Below are 17,442 nucleotides of genomic sequence, written 5' to 3'. Positions count from 1 at the left end.
ATAAAAAAATTTTACATAATAAAAGTAAGTATCATTCAAATACTTACTTAAATTATTGCTTTCATTAGTCTTATAAGACTGTTTTATATAGTTTCCGATAAATTACTTTTACAACTGAAGTAAGAATTAAATATGTCGCAATTAAAAGTGCTAATCATCCAAAGTATTCAGCAGGAAGAGGTTCTAAAGAAAGGGCTTTATTTATTTTTGGAATATAAGGAAGAGACGTTGTAAGAGCAATACCAAGAAGGGTTGAAACTATTAATGAAGAAGAGGCATTTGTTTGAATAAGAGCAACTTTTTTGGATCTTAGGAAATGTAGCACCATTGCTTGTGTTCACATTGAAGCAATCAATCATCCAGCCCAAAACATTTCTTTAAATTGTTTCATTTGAGTAGCATCTAAAGTTCTATATTGACTTATTTTTGTAAAGGTTTGTCCTGTAATTTGTTTTGGAATAACAAGGAAGAATAAGATGCAAAATGTCATAATATCAACAATGGAACTAGTAGCTCCAAATCAAAGCATAAATTTCCAGATGGAATTATGATCCCATTTTGGCGGGGAGAGTATTGCTTCTTTATCCACATTATCCCAAGGAATAGCTCCACAGCATAGATCATAAATGAGATTTAGGAAAATAATTTGCACAGGTGCCAAAGGTACAAATGGAAGCATTAAAGAAGCTACTACAACACTTAAAATATTTCCAAAGTTAGAAGCTACAGTAATTTTTATATATTTATTAATGTTGGCATGTGTTCTTCTTCCTTCAATGATACCTTTAGCTAAAACATTTAAGTCTTTTTCTAAAAGAATAATATTAGCTGTTTCTTTAGCAATATCAACTGCTGTATCCACCGAAATTGAAACATCAGCTACCTTCATAGCAGGGGCATCATTAATACCATCTCCCATATAACCAACAACATGACCATTATTTCTTAAAATCTTAATAATCCGCGCTTTTTGGTCAGGACTTAATTTGGCAAAAATTTGAGTTTTTTCAACTTCGATTGCTAACTGCGTATCTGACATTTTGGATATTTCTTGACCCAAAAGAATTCTTTGGTAAGGAATTCCTACTTTTGCACAAACTGCCTTAGTTACAAGGGGATTATCACCAGTTAGAATTTTTACATCAACCCCTAGGTCATGCAATTGTTTAATTGCATCTTCAGCTGAATCTTTTGGGGGATCTAAGAAAGTTAGATAGCCAATCAAAGTCATGTCATCTTCGTCAGCAATAGAAAGTTTTCCAACTGCTTCAATATTTGATTTCTTGGAAGCAATGGCAATAACTCTCATACCTTCTTCACTAAATTCTTTAACTTTATTCAAAACTTTCCGCACAATTTTTTTATCTAGCGCAACAACTTTGCCATCTAAATAAATTTTGTTGCAAACATGAATAATTTCTTCAACAGCGCCTTTTGTAATTAAAGTAACTTTGTCATTTTTTAATGACTTAACTAAGACTGACATTCTTTTTCTATTAAAATCAAAAGGAACTTCGTCAATTTTTAAATATTGCAACTCTAAATTATCAAGGTATTTTTTTTCTTCGGCAAGTTCAAGAGTACGATTGATAATGGATTTATCAAGAAGATTTTTTAGCCCAGTTTGGTAATATGAATTTAAAAAGGCATATTTTAAGACATGTAAATCTTCATGCCCATTAACATCTAAATGACGTTCAAGAATAATTTCATCTTGTGTTAAAGTACCTGTTTTATCAGTGCAAAGAATATCCATAGTTCCAAAGTTTTGAATCGAACTTAGATTCTTCACAATTGTTTTGGATTTTCCCATTGCAATAGAGCCACGCGATAAACAAGCAGCCACTATCATAGGAAGCATCTCAGGCGTTAGACCAACAGCAATGGAAATTCCAAATAATAAAGCATTAATTCAAGATTTGCTTCCTTCTGTGCTTTGGTGACTTAAACCAACAATTAGAAAGACAATTGGAATTACACAGCTAATTACAATTGTAAAAAGAATTGAAATCTTTTTAATTCCTTTATCAAAACTTGTTTTTTCTTGTTTTTCGTTGATTTTGGAAGCAACAGAACCAATAAAAGTATCATTTCCCACAATGACAACAAGCGCTTTAGCAGAACCTGAAATAATATTTGAACCCATGAAGGCTAAATTATGTCGATCAGTAATGCTTTCAAATTTTTCTTTTTTATTGATTTCAGCATATTTTTCAATTGCAATACTTTCACCTGTTAAAGCTGATTGCGAAACGAATAAGTCTTTTGCACTTATGATTCTTACATCACCAGGAATTATATCTCCAGCTGCAAGATGGACGATATCACCAACAACAACTTCATCCATTGGAATTTCTTTAAGAATACCATTTCTTTCTACTAAACAAGTAGTTTCAACAATCGCAATCAGTTTGGAGGCACTTGTTGCTGATTTTTGTTCCTGAAGAAAATGAATAATACTGCTTGCAAAAACAATAACACTAATGATAATAACACTTATATAATTAAGTTCATCAGGTTGGTTTTGGATAATTGGTAAAATAATATCCACAACAATTGATACTAAAACTAAAACAAAAAGAATGATATTAAAAAGATTAAAGAATGAACGCATTAATCTTTTAAATCAGTTATCAGAACCCTTTTTTGAAATCTTATTAATTCCATATTCTTCTTGATTGCTTTCAATAGTTTCTTCATCAAGAATTCCTTTAGAAGAGCTATTATAAAGCTTATATAGCTGTTCAACTTCCATTTCAGATGCAGTCGAAAGACGTCTATTAATTTCAAGACGTTTTAATTCTGCTTTTTTGATTTTTGCAGTTTTATTATTCTCTTGCATCGTGGCTTTTTTTAGTGCTTTTTTCATTTTTTCCCACCCCCTTTTTTTATTTAATTTTTAGATTAATAGCTAATAGTTTTTTAAAAAATACAAAAATTAAATTTATTAGATATTTATCAATATCTAATTTTATATGAAAAGAAGACATAAAGAAGTAATTAAATAATTGTTTAAAAATTAAGATTGAATTTCATTGATAAGCAAATTCAATTGTTCAATCTTTTTTTGGATTAAACAAGCTTTTTTTCCTTTTATTTTTTTATATAAAAAAATTGGAGCGTATTTGAAAAATAGTTCCAATTTATTAATTAAAAGAAAATAAGTTTTATTTATATAAGTCTTCAATTTCTTTTTGACTTAAGTTTTTAGGATTACCACTTTTTATAAGACATCCATCTTTAATAAAGCAATATTTATTAAAAAAAGATTGCATTATATTTAGATCATGAATATTAATAAGAATAGTTGTCTGATATTTTTTATTAATCTCATCAAGTAGTCCCATAATTTCCTTAGAAGTTTTAATATCTAATGAAGAAGTTGGCTCATCAGCTAAAATAATATCAACTTCTTTAAGAAGTAATTTTGCAATCTCCACACGTTGTTTTTGGCCTCCGGAAAGATCGGAAACTCGTGTATAGATTTTGTCAAGAATTCCTAAATTCTCAAGAATTTTAAAAACCTCATTTTTTTGTTTCTTTGTAAGAATATGAAAGAAAGAAAAAAATTTGTTTTTATATTTTGGATAAAAATGCAAGATATTTTCATAGACATTTAAATGCTCAATTAAATTGGTTTCTTGAGATAAATATCCAACTTTTTGGATGATTTTTTTTCATTCTCTTTTTTTAATCTTATCGATATTTTTATTATTAATGCAAAGATGCCCAGACTTAGTTTCAAGTTGTTTTAAAAGGGCATTAAAAATCGTTGTTTTTCCAGCTCCAGATTTCCCAATAAAAGCAATCATTTGTCCTTTTTTAATATCAAGACTAATATCTTTTAGCACTGCATTTTTATCCTTAAAATAAGAAGCAGAGTAATTTTTAAAATGAATATTTTGCATAGTTAAAATTATAAAAAAAATAAGCCATTTGTAAGCTTATTTTAGATTGTGTTTGATTTCTAAATTATTTAGTAGATCAATAATTGTTTGCTTAATTTCAGATGAATATTCATCAAAGATTTTTTGTTCATCTTCTTCTAATCTAATTTTAGGTAAATGACGGTAGCCATTTTTACCTAAAATTACAGGAAGTCCAAAATAAATGCCAGCATTTTTATATTCTTGTGGAAGTTTTACACCTAAGGAATAAACAATTTGGCGATCTGTTAAAATTGCTTGGACTATTTCAGCTAAATTTTCTCCTACTCCAAAATTAGTAATTCCTTTACCACTAATAATTTCAAAAGCTTCATCTTTTACTTTTTGATTTAAATTATCAAGTCATTCATGACTAATAGTACCATTTGCAAGTCAATCTTTTAAAGAACCTAGTCCGATACGCATTTTAGAAAAAGGAATTAGGCATCTAGCCCCGTGTTCACCAATTACAAATCCAGTAATAGAAGCAGCCTTAACATTAATTTTTTCAGATAAAAATTTTTTCATTCTTGCAGTTTCTAAAATAGTTCCAGATGAAATTACAAAAGCAGGGTCAAATTGTGTAACTTGTTCATAAACACTCGCCATAATATCAACAGGATTTGAAGCAATAATTGTAATGCCCTTAAAACCTGATTCTTTGATTTTAAGTCCGATTTCTCTAATTAATTTGGCATTATCTTTCAAAAGCTCAAGACGATCTTTTAAAATTCCTTCTTTAGGTTTTACTGAAGCAGTAATAACAATAATTTGCGCATCACTTAAATCAGAGTAGCTTCCTGCTATAAATTTCGAGCCATTATTAGCCATTGAGCAGGCTGCATCATTTAAGTCTTTAGCTTGCGCGCTTGCATAATCAAAAAAAGCATCTACCAAAACATAGTCAGCTTCAATTTGTTTATTAAGGGCGGCATATAAAAATGATGAACCAACAGCTCCAACTCCAATTATTCCAATTTTATTCATTTTCATTTTCTCCCATTATTTTTGTAAATTTCTTTGTTAATTCAATGTTATAACTTTTTAGTCCGCCATCTTCAAATGGATCAATTTCCATTAAATATGCTGACATTAAGCAAGCATGATGCATAAATGAAATAATTCAGCCAAGAGTTTTTGGATTTAAATCCTCAATAATAATTTCTACATAAGGAATATTGATTGATCAATGATAATCAATAACTACATCATGGATAAAACTACCAATTTTGTTATAAGGATATTTCATTAAATAACTTAAGTCATTTAAGTCTTTATCATCCATAATGCTTGGATTGAAATCAAGTGGTAAATTTCTAATTCAAAGATGCGTATCTAGCATTTGTTGCTGACGATCTAAAAAAAGGTTTGTTTCTTTTTTTATTTGACTTGGACTTACATATAAATTTGCCTTGATACCACGGTATTTTTTGTATGTAGTCGCATTTAGATACATAACAAGTAACTCACCTAGTTGCTTATGTGACTTTGAAGTCACTAAGATATTTTCATTTGTAAAAAGATCTTTATATCCTTTATCTATATCAATTTTTGTAAACAAATAACGCACCAAGGCGTATTGATAAGCAACATTATTTTCTAATGAAGCACTTTCATAATATTCATTAGCTTCTGTTGCTCCTTGTAGATATGCTTCTATATCAATATTCGCAGTGATTAAAGGAAGCAGTACTGCAGGAGAATAATTTAAAAAGCGCTCAGGAATATTATCTAGAAGTACTAATTGAGTATATTTTTTTGTTCTAGCTCAATTGAATAATCTACCATAGTTATTATTTGTTGTAACATAAATATATTTAGATGCATTGGTTTTACCCATCCTATTATTTAAAAGGGAAATTAGTTCTCTAAAAATAATTAGTGTTTCTAAATCATCGCCATTTTTTGAAATTACATTAATAGCAAAACGTTTTGTTTCAAGATATTTTATTAATTTTGCAACATCAATTCCCATATAAGATTCATTAACATAAATAATTTCAATTGCACGGCGATTTTTTAGTTCAATTGGTAAAAACAAATCAATTAATGATTGAGATTGCATACAAATATATTCAGGAGCAATAACAACTAAAGTTTCAATTTTTTCTTCTTCAAAGAATTTGCGAATCTTAAATAATTTATCAATCTCTTTACTTTGATAATTCTTTTTAATATTTAAAAAATTCAGATTATTTTGGCCATTTAGACGACTAGATTTAATTTTTTTATTAAGAGATGCAACTACATCTTTATATTTTTCAAAGGCTTTTTTTGCAACTGTCTTATCACAATTAAATTCAATCTTACTTTTAATCATTTTCAATTTCCTTGTTTACAAATTCCAATAATCCACTAAATTGCGCTGTGTCAGTATCAATAATAAAATCAAATGGATTTCTTAATTCTTTTGGATGAATTTGTTTGAATGATACAACCAATTCTTTATTTGGCATAATTTCAATGACTTTTAATTCTTTAATTTCATTGACTTTAAACATAGAAGATAAATTTCTTACATAATAGTCACTTACTTCTGAAATATTCAAATAGCAAATAACATTTTGTTCAGTTTTAAAAGTTATTACATTTTTAGAAACCCTTAAAACTTTTGCATGAATAATTTGTCCAACAAAATAACTCATTTTTATTGACTCCTTTCTAACTAAAATAATTCAATAACAATATAATAGATACTCAATAAAATATAACTTATATTATATACTCTATTATTAAGCTTAAAAGATTAATTAATGCATTTAAAATAACATCCAGAATTTAAAAGATTTTGGCATAAAATTATATATAGAACAGGGGTGCTTAAGGCTGAGAAATACCCTCATTAGCTGATCTAGTTAATACTAGCGTAGTGAGTTTCTTTTTTTAAGCATTTCTTTCAATTTTTGAAAGGAATTTTTATATGAAAAAATTAAATTTATTTATGTTGTCAGCAGCATTGGTTTCCTTACCATTAGTAGCGGCTTCATGTAATACTAAGAAGGAATTAAAGTTTGCTGTTAATGCACCATGATCTGGTAAAAAAGATGGACATGAATTCTTTAAACTTTTAACTGATGAATTTAACAAAAAAACAAATGGAGAAAGTTCATTTAGTGTTTCTTATGTAGGAGAAAACACAGACGTAGCCAGCACAATTGCTAAGGGTTCGCATAACATTGCTGTAATTACAACACCACTATATGTGAAACAATACAAAAACAAACATATGGATAACGTAATTCCAATTCTTCAAACTGCAACAAAAGCATTTAAATTTGATGCAGATGAAACAAAAGATATCAAATACAAAGATGGAAAAGAAGATGATCCATTAAGACTTTTAGCTAAGGAAGCTCATAAATTATTTGCTGAAAAAAAATATGGAGAATGAACAGATAAAGAATATAAATGAAATGGTTCAATCTACCAAAAATTTTATGACGATAGCAAAATTGTTCCATACTACCGTGGCTTAGTAATGATTCATGGAGATGAACAAACAAGAAAACAAATTAAAGAAGCTTGAGAATCTAAAGATTGAGAAAAATTCAGAGACTTTGGTATCGTAACAAGTAGTGAAGATAGTGGTTCTAAATACATATGACAAGAAGCTTTATTTAGAAAACACTTTGGCAAAAATAAATTTGAATCATTTAAAAAAGATAAATTAAAAGCTAATGATAAATATATAACAAGTGGTAACGATGTTAAGCCAAGAAATATTGGTCAAGGTGCAATAAAACAATTTCATATAGTGTTTGATGACTTAGGATCATTTGCTTACACTAACAATAGTATAGGCAAACACTTCTATACACCTGAGGATAATTCCCAAATTGAATTTCTAACTGCAACTGAAAAAATTCCATACAATGTTATTGCAGTAGATAAAAAAATGTTTAATGAAAAAGAAATTGCGGCCTTACAAGATGTCTTTGTAAATCTTGCAAAAGAAAATAAAGATGACTATGGCCCAATAGTAGGTTTCAATGGATACATTAAAATAAATGACTTACAAAAAGAAGTTATTGACCCATATAACGAAGTATTTAAAGACTAATGAATATAAAAAAAGATTTATTTAGAGAACAAATTAACATAGGAAATAACACAATCAAAAAAGGCCCATTGCGCCTTTTTTGGCGTATTTTAATTTGACTAATTATCATTGCCTTAATAATTTGCTCCATTGTAATTATTAACTTCAGCATTAGTTATTCTGGAGGCAAATTATTTGTTGCAAACATCATTGATTTCTTTAAACCTAATATTAAAAGTGAATATGGAACAAATGCTTTTGTACTTTCAATTGAATTTCTATGAAACAGCATTAAATTAGTTTTCTTAAGTACATTTATAGGCTTTATTTTTGCCCTTTTTACTTCGTATTTTTCGAATTTGAAAATGAATTCAAAGTATGTAGCAATTCCAATTAAAACAGCCGTTATTTTCTTAAGAATTTTTCCTGAAGTTTTCTTTATTTATTTATTTAAAGTTTCCTTTCAAAAAACAATTGCAATCCATCTTATTTATTGTTGATTTACATGACTTTGGTTACATGAGTATTTATCCCAAACAATTGAAAATGCTAACTTTAGTGTCTTTTTTCAAATCACAAAAATAAAGAAATCTAAATGAAATGCATTCTTTGTTGAAATATGACCGCAAATTAAACAAAAAGTTATCAATCATTTCATTTATTCATTTGAATCAAATTTAAGATGATCAACGATTTTAACAAGTTTAAGTCATCTTGGAATTGGACTTCTTTTAAATCCCGGAGGCAGTCCAGTTAATTACTCACAGCTTATGATTCCGCTCTTTGTTTTAGTTACCTTTTTAATTTTTTTAGAATTAGTAACTGAACATCTAAATAAGTTTCTTTTTCAATCTAGAACAATTAAGTCGCTTAATCATAAGCAATATAGTCTAACTAAAAGTATTAAAAGAATTATTATTAGTTTATTTATTCTTTTAGGGCTTATAATTGCCATTTATTCAATAATTGACTTAAGCAAAATAAGCGATCAGAAATTCTTTAAAAATGGCCCTAGAGACTTTATAAGAGGTATGTTTATTCCGAATTCTTCAAGAATTCAGTGAACTTTTGGGCAAAATGGTATCTTTTTCCTTATTTTGCAATTTCTCGCACTTGTTTTTTTAACTACAATTCTAACTTATGTAATTTCTTATTTCCAGATGCTTCTTATAATAAGAAATTTAGTAGGAAACTATGTTGCTTGATACCATAAATATCTAAATATTCTTATAAGAACAATTCCGATAACAATTTTATTTTTATTAATTGCTAATCTATTTAACCATTTTGAAGCTGCTTTTGTTATTGCTTTTGCAATCCATAGCTCCTCTTCATTGTGTCGGACTTTATACCAAAGTCTTAACAATATTGATGAGCAAAAAATAAAGCAGCTTAAAAAAGAACAATATAGCAATTTTTCAATCTATAGAAACTTCATTAGACCTTCTATTAAATTTGATTTCATTACATTTATTACTTTTGAAATTGAAAAAATCACAAGAAACTTCATCACTTATGGTTCCCTTACTTCTTCAAGTTTAGGAAAAAACACCGTTTTAAATCGGGGAACTGAAATTGATGATGTCGCAATTTATTTATGAATTGGCTTTGTTATTGTAGCCATATTCAACCTTAGCTCTTATGTTATCAGACTTAGACTTAATCACAAAAAATGAATTTAGGAATTAGTTTACTTATTTAAAGTTACAAAAAATACAAAAAAACCAACACAAGTTTCTTTTGTATTTTTTTATTTCCTTTTTTTAATTTTTGATACTATTTTTAAGTTTTAATTTTTCAATCTTAAAAATAAAAAAGGAAATTATCAATTATGAAATTAAAAAATCTTTTATTAGTAAGTATTTCTTCTTTAGTTGCTTCAATTCCATTATTTTCAGCTAGCTGTGAAACTAAGAAAAATAACGATGAAGTTTCAAATAATTGAAATGCATCTAACACTAATACAAATACGCCTTCTTCAACTACATCTGACAAAAGAAATAATGAAGAAAATAGTGCTGAAAAATCTAACGAACTAAACACTTCAAACAGTGAAAATGCTGAAAATAAACCAATGAATGATGAGTCAATTGAAGATGAAAGACCACTTATTTTGCAAAAATTAAAAGAACAACTTGAGACTTATAAAAATAAATTAGTAAAGCTAGAACAAGAAATTGAAAAACTTAAAAAAGAAGAAGAAAAAGAAAGAGAAGATCTAAAAAAACAAGAAGAAGCTTTAGAAAAACTAATTAAAGAAGTTGAATCAAATGCATCTGAAGAAAACATTAAAAAACTTCAAGAAATGCAACAAGAACATGACAAACTTTATAAAAAATGAAATGATTCTCACATAGCTAAAGACCTAGATAAGGCTCTTTTTGAAAAGCAAAAGATTGAAAAAACTCTTATTCCAAGCACAGAATCTGAAATTAAAAAACTAACAAAAGAACTAAAGAAAAAATAACCTCATTGATATTAAGATTGAAAAATAAATTGCTTTTTTTATATAAATATCATTTCTATAATTTATAAATGTAGCAGGGATTGCTACATTTTTTTGTATTGATTTTTATTATTCAACCAATTCTAAAAAAATCAATGATTTTTATGAAAATTCCTATTCAAAACAATGATTTTTTATTTTTCTATAGTCTCATTAAAAAACGTTATTATAAAAAAACTTTAAAATTTAGAGTGTATTGAAGTTATAAATACAAAAAATCAATAAGACCAAGGAGAGAAATTGCATTTCAAAGCAAATCAATAACGATTTATAAATTTGTTTTTAATGCAAAAGCCAATAAAATGTCACCAAAAGCTAAAAAAGGATTGATTATTACTGGAATTATTTCAGGAGTAATTGCAGCACCAATTGCTTTGACTTTAATTCCCTATGGAATTCAAAAAAGTCTTGCTAATAAAAATAGTTTAGAAGCAAAACAAGCTTTTTATGAAAAACAAGTTTCTTTAGTTTCAAAAGAAATTGAAAATAAAGAAAATAAAAAAGCTGAAATAAATAAACAAATCGCTACAAAAAAGAATGAAGGCGAACTAAAGGATTTAAAAGAAGAACTAGATAAACTAATCACTCAAATTAAAGAAGATACTGCTTTATATATTGTAAATAACTATGAATTATTCAAAATTCAAAAGTCAATCTTAGAAAATCAAATTGATTTAAATTTTCCAACTAAAGAAGAATCTAAAAAAGCAATTGATTTCTATACAAAATGAATTGAAAATCTATCCAAAATTAAAAAAGATAATTTAAATCAAGTTTCAATTGCATGAGTTAGTGGACTTAAATATAGTTGAGAAATTATTAAAGAATTATATGAATCTGAAATAAGATTGATTGGAGGACAACTTTCATTTGCTCCTGAAGGTGCATATCCTATCAATTCCTTTGCAAATTCTTTTGTTGATATTACGAATGAAAAAGCCACAAAGATAAAAAGAAATCTTGAAGAAGGAATTAAAGAGAATGTTATTTTATCTAAAGTAGTAATCAAAAATAACATCCGCTCCATTTTAAAAAACTTCTATACAAAAGAATTACTTGAGTTTATTTCTTCCAATAAAAAAGAAGAATCACTAACTAATATCATTAGACAAAATAAAAACCTTGATGAAGAAACTAAGAAGTTTCATGAATTCTATGTAAATAAGTACTATGAAAGCACAGATCATGGACTTGGCGAAAATATAAGAGAACTAAAAGTTTATAAGACTAATGTAACAAATGAAGTTGAAGATACAATTGAACTTATTGATAACAATGATAAAAAAGTTTTAATCTATGGACTAGGAATAACAAAAAAAGACTTGGAAGCAAATGATGTTGGTATCAATGCAATTAAAGGTTCAGCAAGTAGCACAAATGGTAAAAAACTTTATGACATTATTTTAAAAATGTCAACAACAACTAATAATTCATCTCAACAAATTTTTGAAGCAGGTTATAAGACTACAACTACTGCTACTAAAAATATGGAAGCAACTGCCAAAGCCATTGCGAAGTTAATTACAGGAAATGAAAATAGTAAATGAGAACCAACTATTAAATATAATCCTGATGGTGTTGCTGGAAAAAGTGTACAAGATCTAACAGTTAAAATCCGTGATGATAAAGGAAATATTAATCTAACTGAATTTAATAAATGAATGAACCAAGAACAATTTTTCTTTGGTAGAGAAGGATCAAATTTCTATACCAAGGAAAAAGAAGAATCTCTTTTAAAAGAAAAATCCTTAGAAGAATCAATTTCTAACTTTAATAAATTAGGTTATGCACATTTAATTGATGCAAAAAATGCGAATGAAAAATATGGAACTATTACTAATAAAGAATTTTATTTAGGAGCCCTAGAAGCATTTAAAGGTTACCATCAATTTAGAGCAGCTACAATGGACTATGGCTTTAGTTTCTTTGATAAAAAAGTTGATAAGTATGGTATCAATGTTTATGATTTCAAATACCGTACTGAATCAGGTGTAGGAGAAGAAAGACCTGATGACAATATTGAAAAAGGAACAACAGGTGCTTTTGTATTCAACCCTGATCCATACTTCAGTTTACCTAAATGATCAGTTACTTCATTTGCAAATCACGAAAGTGTTATGGGACATCATAACCAAATTCAATATGCTAGAAGATATCTAAAAACAATTAATAATCTAACCATTGGCAACATTTTTAACTACACTTCATATATTGAAGGATGAGCTCTATTCATGGAATGATTTGGTATTGAAGCTGGACTATATGGAACCCCTGACTTTGAATCTGAAGACTACTATTCTTTACCTAAAGATTTTCAATACTCACATGGAATTACATATTTCATTGGAAACAAAACTAAAGATAAAATAACAAACGAAGATATTAAACAAATAAAAGAATTACATGGTGGTGTTTATTGAACTTTAGCTGCTAATGGACAAACAAATATAACTGATGAAAAAGAACACGCTCTAAAAACAGCTAAACTAACTAATATGCTTCAATACTATGGTGCTTTAAATGAAGCACAACTTAGAAATATGCGTCTTGCAGTGGATACAGCTTACCATGGAGAAATCAAAGGAGAATCTTCTCTTCCAAAAAATGCTTCAATTAAACAAGTTAGAGAATTTCTAACTAAAAACTCAGCTCTTGGAGTAGGAGATATTACTTCAGAATCAAAACGTTATCTAAATTTCCCAGGACAGGCTACTTCATATAATTCAGGTAAAGAAGCTCTTTTAAACTTATATGACAAAGTTAGAAAAGCAAAAAATCTAAAAAGAAAAGACTTTTTAGAAAACAAAGAAGCAATCAAAGAATTCTTTAATTTATTACTTGAAACAGGAGCTCTTCCTTTAGCAACTATTGAAGAAATAATTAACTACCATTACAACATTAAATAATAAAAAAATGCCTTAAATTAAGCAAAAAAAGGCTTAAGATTAATCAATAAAGACCTGATATATACCCCTCTTAAGCCTTTTTTTTTTTTTTTTGTTTGAGTGCATTATTACTTATCAATAAGCATTAATTAAACAATACCTAACAAAAACATTAAGGCAATTTAGATAAAAAAATAAGTAAGGAGAAAAATGACAGACAAATCTAAAAAAGCACTAAAATGAACAAGCATTGCATCAGCTGCAATTTTAGCACCAGTGGCATTTGCAGTAATTCCTTATGCAATTCAGAAATCAATCTTTAAAAAAGAAAATCAAAGATTGGATGATAAATTCAATTTAAAAAATGAAGAATACAAATTAAAAATTAAAGATGATGAAAAAACCTTAAAAGAAAAAGAAGCAAAAATCAAAGAAATTAATGAAAAGATAACTAAAGAAACAGAAGAAACTAAGAAAAAAGAACTTTCCAATCAATTAGAAGCCCTTAAAAAAGAACTTTTTGAATTAGATACTAAAAACAAAAAAGTATACAATGAAATTGTTTTCCCAGTTTTAGAAGAAAGCGCTATTAAAGGCTATGGAATTGATAGTGATAGTATTTTAGAAAGAACAAAAATTTATCTTGAAACTAAAAGCAAGGAATTTGAAAACACTAAAAACGAATTAGCTAAAAAAATCAAATTGGAAAGCCCAAAAAACAAACAAGAATCAGAAGAAGTTCTTAAGTTTTATAAGAAATGAACTGAAACATTTAACAAAATAAGAAAATCAAATTTGGATATCAATAAAACAAAAGAAGAAACTTGAGCTGACTGAGTTAAAAAAATTAATGACGAATATGTTTCAACCAAAGAAGCTCATAGCAAACTAGAATTAAAATAAAAGTAAAGAAAAAAGGCTATATCTTATCAATCATGATTGAGTACCATTGACAAGAAGCCTTTTTTTCTTTTTTTTGATTTTTACTTGTATTATTAATATAAGGATAACAATAGGATTTAAAGTATAGAGAAAATATTAACAAAAATATAAATATTAAATACAAAGTTATCTGAAAAGTATTACAAAATTAAAAGAGGAGAGAAGTTTATACGATAGAATAACACAAATAAATCAAAAAATAAAATACAGTGTTATATTCTATCATATACATTTAAAATATGTCACCAAAAACTAAAAAAGGGTTGATACTAACTGGAATAGTTTCAGGTGTTATTATTGCCCCTGTGGCATTTGCATTAATACCTTATGGCATTCAGCAAGGTGTATTTGCAAAAGAAAATAAACGATTAATTGATAAATATAATCTAAAAAACGAAGAATTTAAGGCTAAAACACAAGAAACAAACAAGGCTTTAGAAGCAAAAAATGAAGAACTAAAAAAAGTAAGAGCTGAACTTGATAAAACAAAAGAAGACGGAGAACAAAAGAAAAAACTTCAAGCTCAAATAGATTCTTTAGACAAAGAAATAAAGAAACTAGAATCTGAAAATAAAAAAGTTTTTGATGAACTTATTTTCCCAGTTTTAGAAGAAGTTGCAACTAAAGGTTATGGTCAAGTAAATCAAAATATTATTGATTTAACTGCATTATACATAACTTCACAATATGAAAAATTTTTAGCATCAAAGGATAAACTAGCAGAAACTATTGATGTAAACTTCCCAACAAAAGAAGAATCAGCTAAAGTTATTGCTTTCTATACAGACTGAATTTCTAAGTTAGAAAAAATTAAAAAAAGAAATCTTAATGTTACTTCAACGGCTTGAGCTAGTGGGCTAAAGGAAGAATGAGACATTTCTAAAGGTTTATACGAATCTGAAATTCGTTTAATTGGTGGATATCTAAAAGGTGGACCTGCGTCATCATATCCATTAAACTCTTTCTATGAAACAATTAATGATATTACAAAAGAAGAAGCTCCTAAACTTCAAAGAAACCTAGAAGAGGGAATCAAATCTAATGTTGTTTTATCTAAAGTAGTAATTAAAAACAACATTAGATCAATTTTAAGTAATCATTATACAACTGAATTGAAGGAATTAGTTAAAGATTCTAACGGTGATAAAGAAGAAACTGTTTTAAATATTATTAAGAAGAGCAAAACAGTTGATGAAAACTTGAAAAAATTCCACGAATTTTATGTAAGTAAGTACTACGCGGCTGCAGATCATGGCCTTGGTGAAAATATTAAAGAACTTAAAGTTTCTAATAAAAATAAAATTAACGAACTTGAAGATTCAATTGAAGTTGATGGCAAGCTTGTTTATGGTTTAGGTTTAACTCAAAAAGATCTTGAAGCAAAAGATGTTGGCATAGGTTCAATTAAAGGTTCTGAAAAAACTACAACAGGTAAGAGACTATATGACATTATTCTAAAAATGTCAACAACCAACAATGAAACTTCACAAGAAGTTTATGATTCAGGTTACGAAACTACAAAAACTGCAGTTCATAATATGGAAGCAGCTGCAAAAGCTGTGGCTACCCTAATTACAGGTGATGATAAATCCGAATGATCTCCTACAATTAAATATAATCCAAAAGGTTTAAGTGGTGATAAGGTAGAAGATCTTAAACTTAATATCCGTGACAAAGAAGGAAAAATTAATCTTGGTGAATTTAATAAATGAATGAACCAAGAAAGATTCTTCTTTGGTCGGGAAGGTAAAGAATACTACACCGAAACTAAGATGAAGGAGTTGGTAGACGATTCTAATCTAAAAGACTCCATTGAAGCATTAAAGAACTTAAAATATGAATCATTAAAAGGCTCAGATAAAAAATACGGAACAATTACAGAAAAACAATTCTACTATGGTGCTCTAGAAGCATTCAAGGCTTACAAGCAATTTAAACAAAGAACCATTGATCATGGATATAGCTACTTTGCACAAAAAGTTCCAGAATATGACATTAGAGCATATGAATTTAGCAAACGTACATTCTCTGGTGTTGGTGCTTACAATGGCTACTTCATTTTCAACCCTGACCCATATTATAGCTTACCAAAATGATCTGTTACATCATTTGCTAACCACGAAAGTGTTATGGGACACCACAACCAAGTTACATATGCTGACAAATTCCTAAAAAAAATCAATGGTCATACTATTGGAAACATTTTCGATTACACTTCATACATTGAAGGATGAGCTCTATTCATGGAATGATTTGGTATTGAAGCTGGACTATATGGAACTCCTGACTTTAATTCTGAAGACTACTATGCTTTACCAGTAAGTTTCAAGAAATCGCATGGTATAACAAGTTTCATTAAGGCAGATAAAAAAGAAGATGTTACAGCTGATGAAATCAAAGAAATGAAAACCTTACATGGTGGAGTTTACTGAGATATAGCTGCTAATGGTAAAGAAGTTAAGGACGAAAAAGAACACACTCTAAAAGCAGCTGAATTAACTAATATTCTTCAATACTATGGAGCTCTAAACGAAGCACAATTACGTAATATGCGTCGTGCAGTAGATAATGCCTTCCATGGTAGTGTTGAACCTAATAAGGAACTTCCAGCAAATGCATCTATTTTAGATATAAGAAAATTCATGAAAGAAAATTCTGCTTTAGGTGTTGGTGACATCGCTGCCGAATCTAAACGTTATCTAAATAACCCAGGTCAATCAGTTTCATATAACACAGGTAAAGAAAGCATGCTAAAACTATATGATGCTGTAAGAAAATCTAAAGGTCTATCAAGAAAAGCATTTGTTGAAAACAAAGAAAACATTAAAGAATTTACAAACATCATTCTAGAAACTGGTGCTTTACCACTTGGTGCTCTAGAAGAAATTGTAAAACTACACTACAATCTATAATTGTTTTATAGAAACAAAAAAATACAAGAAAGGAAGCCAAAATCCCTTTCTTGTTTTATTTATATAAGTTATTAATACCACAAATTATCATTTTAAAAACAAACTTGCATTTAGTCAAATTTTTAACTTTTATAAATTTATTTTTAAAATGATAATATTTGTATAGATAGATAGAATATAAATATATATTGAATCTACGAAACAATTGAATAAAGAAATCAATTATATAGAC

At 27.8% G+C, this 17,442-nt stretch carries 12 protein-coding genes and 1 riboswitch; of the genes, 6 read left to right on the top strand and 6 right to left on the bottom strand.

Features of this window, described 5'->3' with window-relative positions:
• Positions 1-70 precede the first annotated feature (70 nt).
• The 6 genes from mgtA to MAU_RS01000 all read right to left on the bottom strand — a co-directional run bounded on the left by mgtA (position 71) and on the right by MAU_RS01000 (position 6,571).
• On the bottom strand, positions 71-2,869 hold the full coding sequence (gene mgtA, locus MAU_RS01025) for a magnesium-translocating P-type ATPase (RefSeq protein WP_238543384.1): 2,799 nt from the start codon (positions 2,867-2,869) through the stop codon (positions 71-73).
• 19 nt (positions 2,870-2,888) lie between these two features.
• On the bottom strand, positions 2,889-3,080 hold the full coding sequence (locus MAU_RS01020) for a hypothetical protein (protein ID WP_004423777.1): 192 nt from the start codon (positions 3,078-3,080) through the stop codon (positions 2,889-2,891).
• An 87-nt stretch (positions 3,081-3,167) separates the two neighbouring features.
• On the bottom strand, positions 3,168-3,908 hold the full coding sequence (locus tag MAU_RS01015) for a phosphonate ABC transporter ATP-binding protein (protein ID WP_004423773.1): 741 nt from the start codon (positions 3,906-3,908) through the stop codon (positions 3,168-3,170).
• Between the two features lie 36 nt (positions 3,909-3,944).
• Entirely contained in the window at positions 3,945-4,913 is a 969-nt protein-coding gene (locus MAU_RS01010) for a lactate/malate family dehydrogenase (protein WP_004423770.1), read from the bottom strand.
• Positions 4,906-6,246: a hypothetical protein gene (locus tag MAU_RS01005; RefSeq protein WP_004423768.1), complete on the bottom strand. Its 1,341-nt coding sequence runs from the start codon at positions 6,244-6,246 to the stop codon at positions 4,906-4,908. Before MAU_RS01005 ends, MAU_RS01010 begins: the two co-directional genes overlap by 8 nt.
• Complete coding sequence (locus MAU_RS01000) at positions 6,239-6,571, bottom strand: hypothetical protein (RefSeq protein ID WP_004423766.1); 333 nt, start codon at positions 6,569-6,571, stop codon at positions 6,239-6,241. Before MAU_RS01000 ends, MAU_RS01005 begins: the two co-directional genes overlap by 8 nt.
• A 157-nt stretch (positions 6,572-6,728) precedes the next feature.
• Positions 6,729-6,816: riboswitch (TPP riboswitch) on the top strand.
• Positions 6,817-6,846: 30 nt separating this feature from the next.
• On the opposite strand from MAU_RS01000, the gene cypl reads away from it, so the two are divergent.
• The 6 genes from cypl (at position 6,847) to MAU_RS00970 (ending at position 17,210) form a co-directional block, all read left to right on the top strand.
• A complete protein-coding gene (cypl, locus tag MAU_RS00995) occupies positions 6,847-7,986 on the top strand; it encodes an ABC transporter thiamine pyrophosphate-binding lipoprotein p37/Cypl (RefSeq protein WP_004423763.1) in 1,140 nt (379 codons plus the stop codon).
• Positions 7,986-9,647 (top strand): ABC transporter permease subunit, encoded by a 1,662-nt coding sequence (locus MAU_RS00990; protein WP_004423759.1) that lies wholly within the window; start codon positions 7,986-7,988, stop codon positions 9,645-9,647. Before cypl ends, MAU_RS00990 begins: the two co-directional genes overlap by 1 nt.
• A gap of 149 nt (positions 9,648-9,796) precedes the next feature.
• Positions 9,797-10,432: a hypothetical protein gene (locus MAU_RS00985; protein WP_004423756.1), complete on the top strand. Its 636-nt coding sequence runs from the start codon at positions 9,797-9,799 to the stop codon at positions 10,430-10,432.
• A gap of 143 nt (positions 10,433-10,575) precedes the next feature.
• Positions 10,576-13,377 (top strand): DUF885 family protein, encoded by a 2,802-nt coding sequence (locus MAU_RS00980; RefSeq protein ID WP_238543383.1) that lies wholly within the window; start codon positions 10,576-10,578, stop codon positions 13,375-13,377.
• A gap of 189 nt (positions 13,378-13,566) precedes the next feature.
• Positions 13,567-14,259, top strand: a complete 693-nt coding sequence (locus tag MAU_RS00975) for a hypothetical protein (protein WP_004423750.1) — start codon at positions 13,567-13,569, stop codon at positions 14,257-14,259.
• Between the two features lie 278 nt (positions 14,260-14,537).
• Positions 14,538-17,210 carry a DUF885 family protein gene (locus MAU_RS00970; RefSeq protein WP_004423748.1) on the top strand — a complete coding sequence of 891 codons (2,673 nt, stop codon included), beginning with the start codon at positions 14,538-14,540 and terminating at the stop codon, positions 17,208-17,210.
• Positions 17,211-17,442 lie beyond the last annotated feature (232 nt).

It is taken from the genome of Metamycoplasma auris 15026, from assembly GCF_000367765.1.
GTDB classification, from domain to species: domain Bacteria; phylum Bacillota_I; class Bacilli_A; order Mycoplasmatales; family Metamycoplasmataceae; genus Metamycoplasma; species Metamycoplasma auris_A.
The sequence above is the reverse complement of the archived record's forward strand: the minus strand, read 5'-3'. Positions and strand labels throughout refer to the sequence as shown.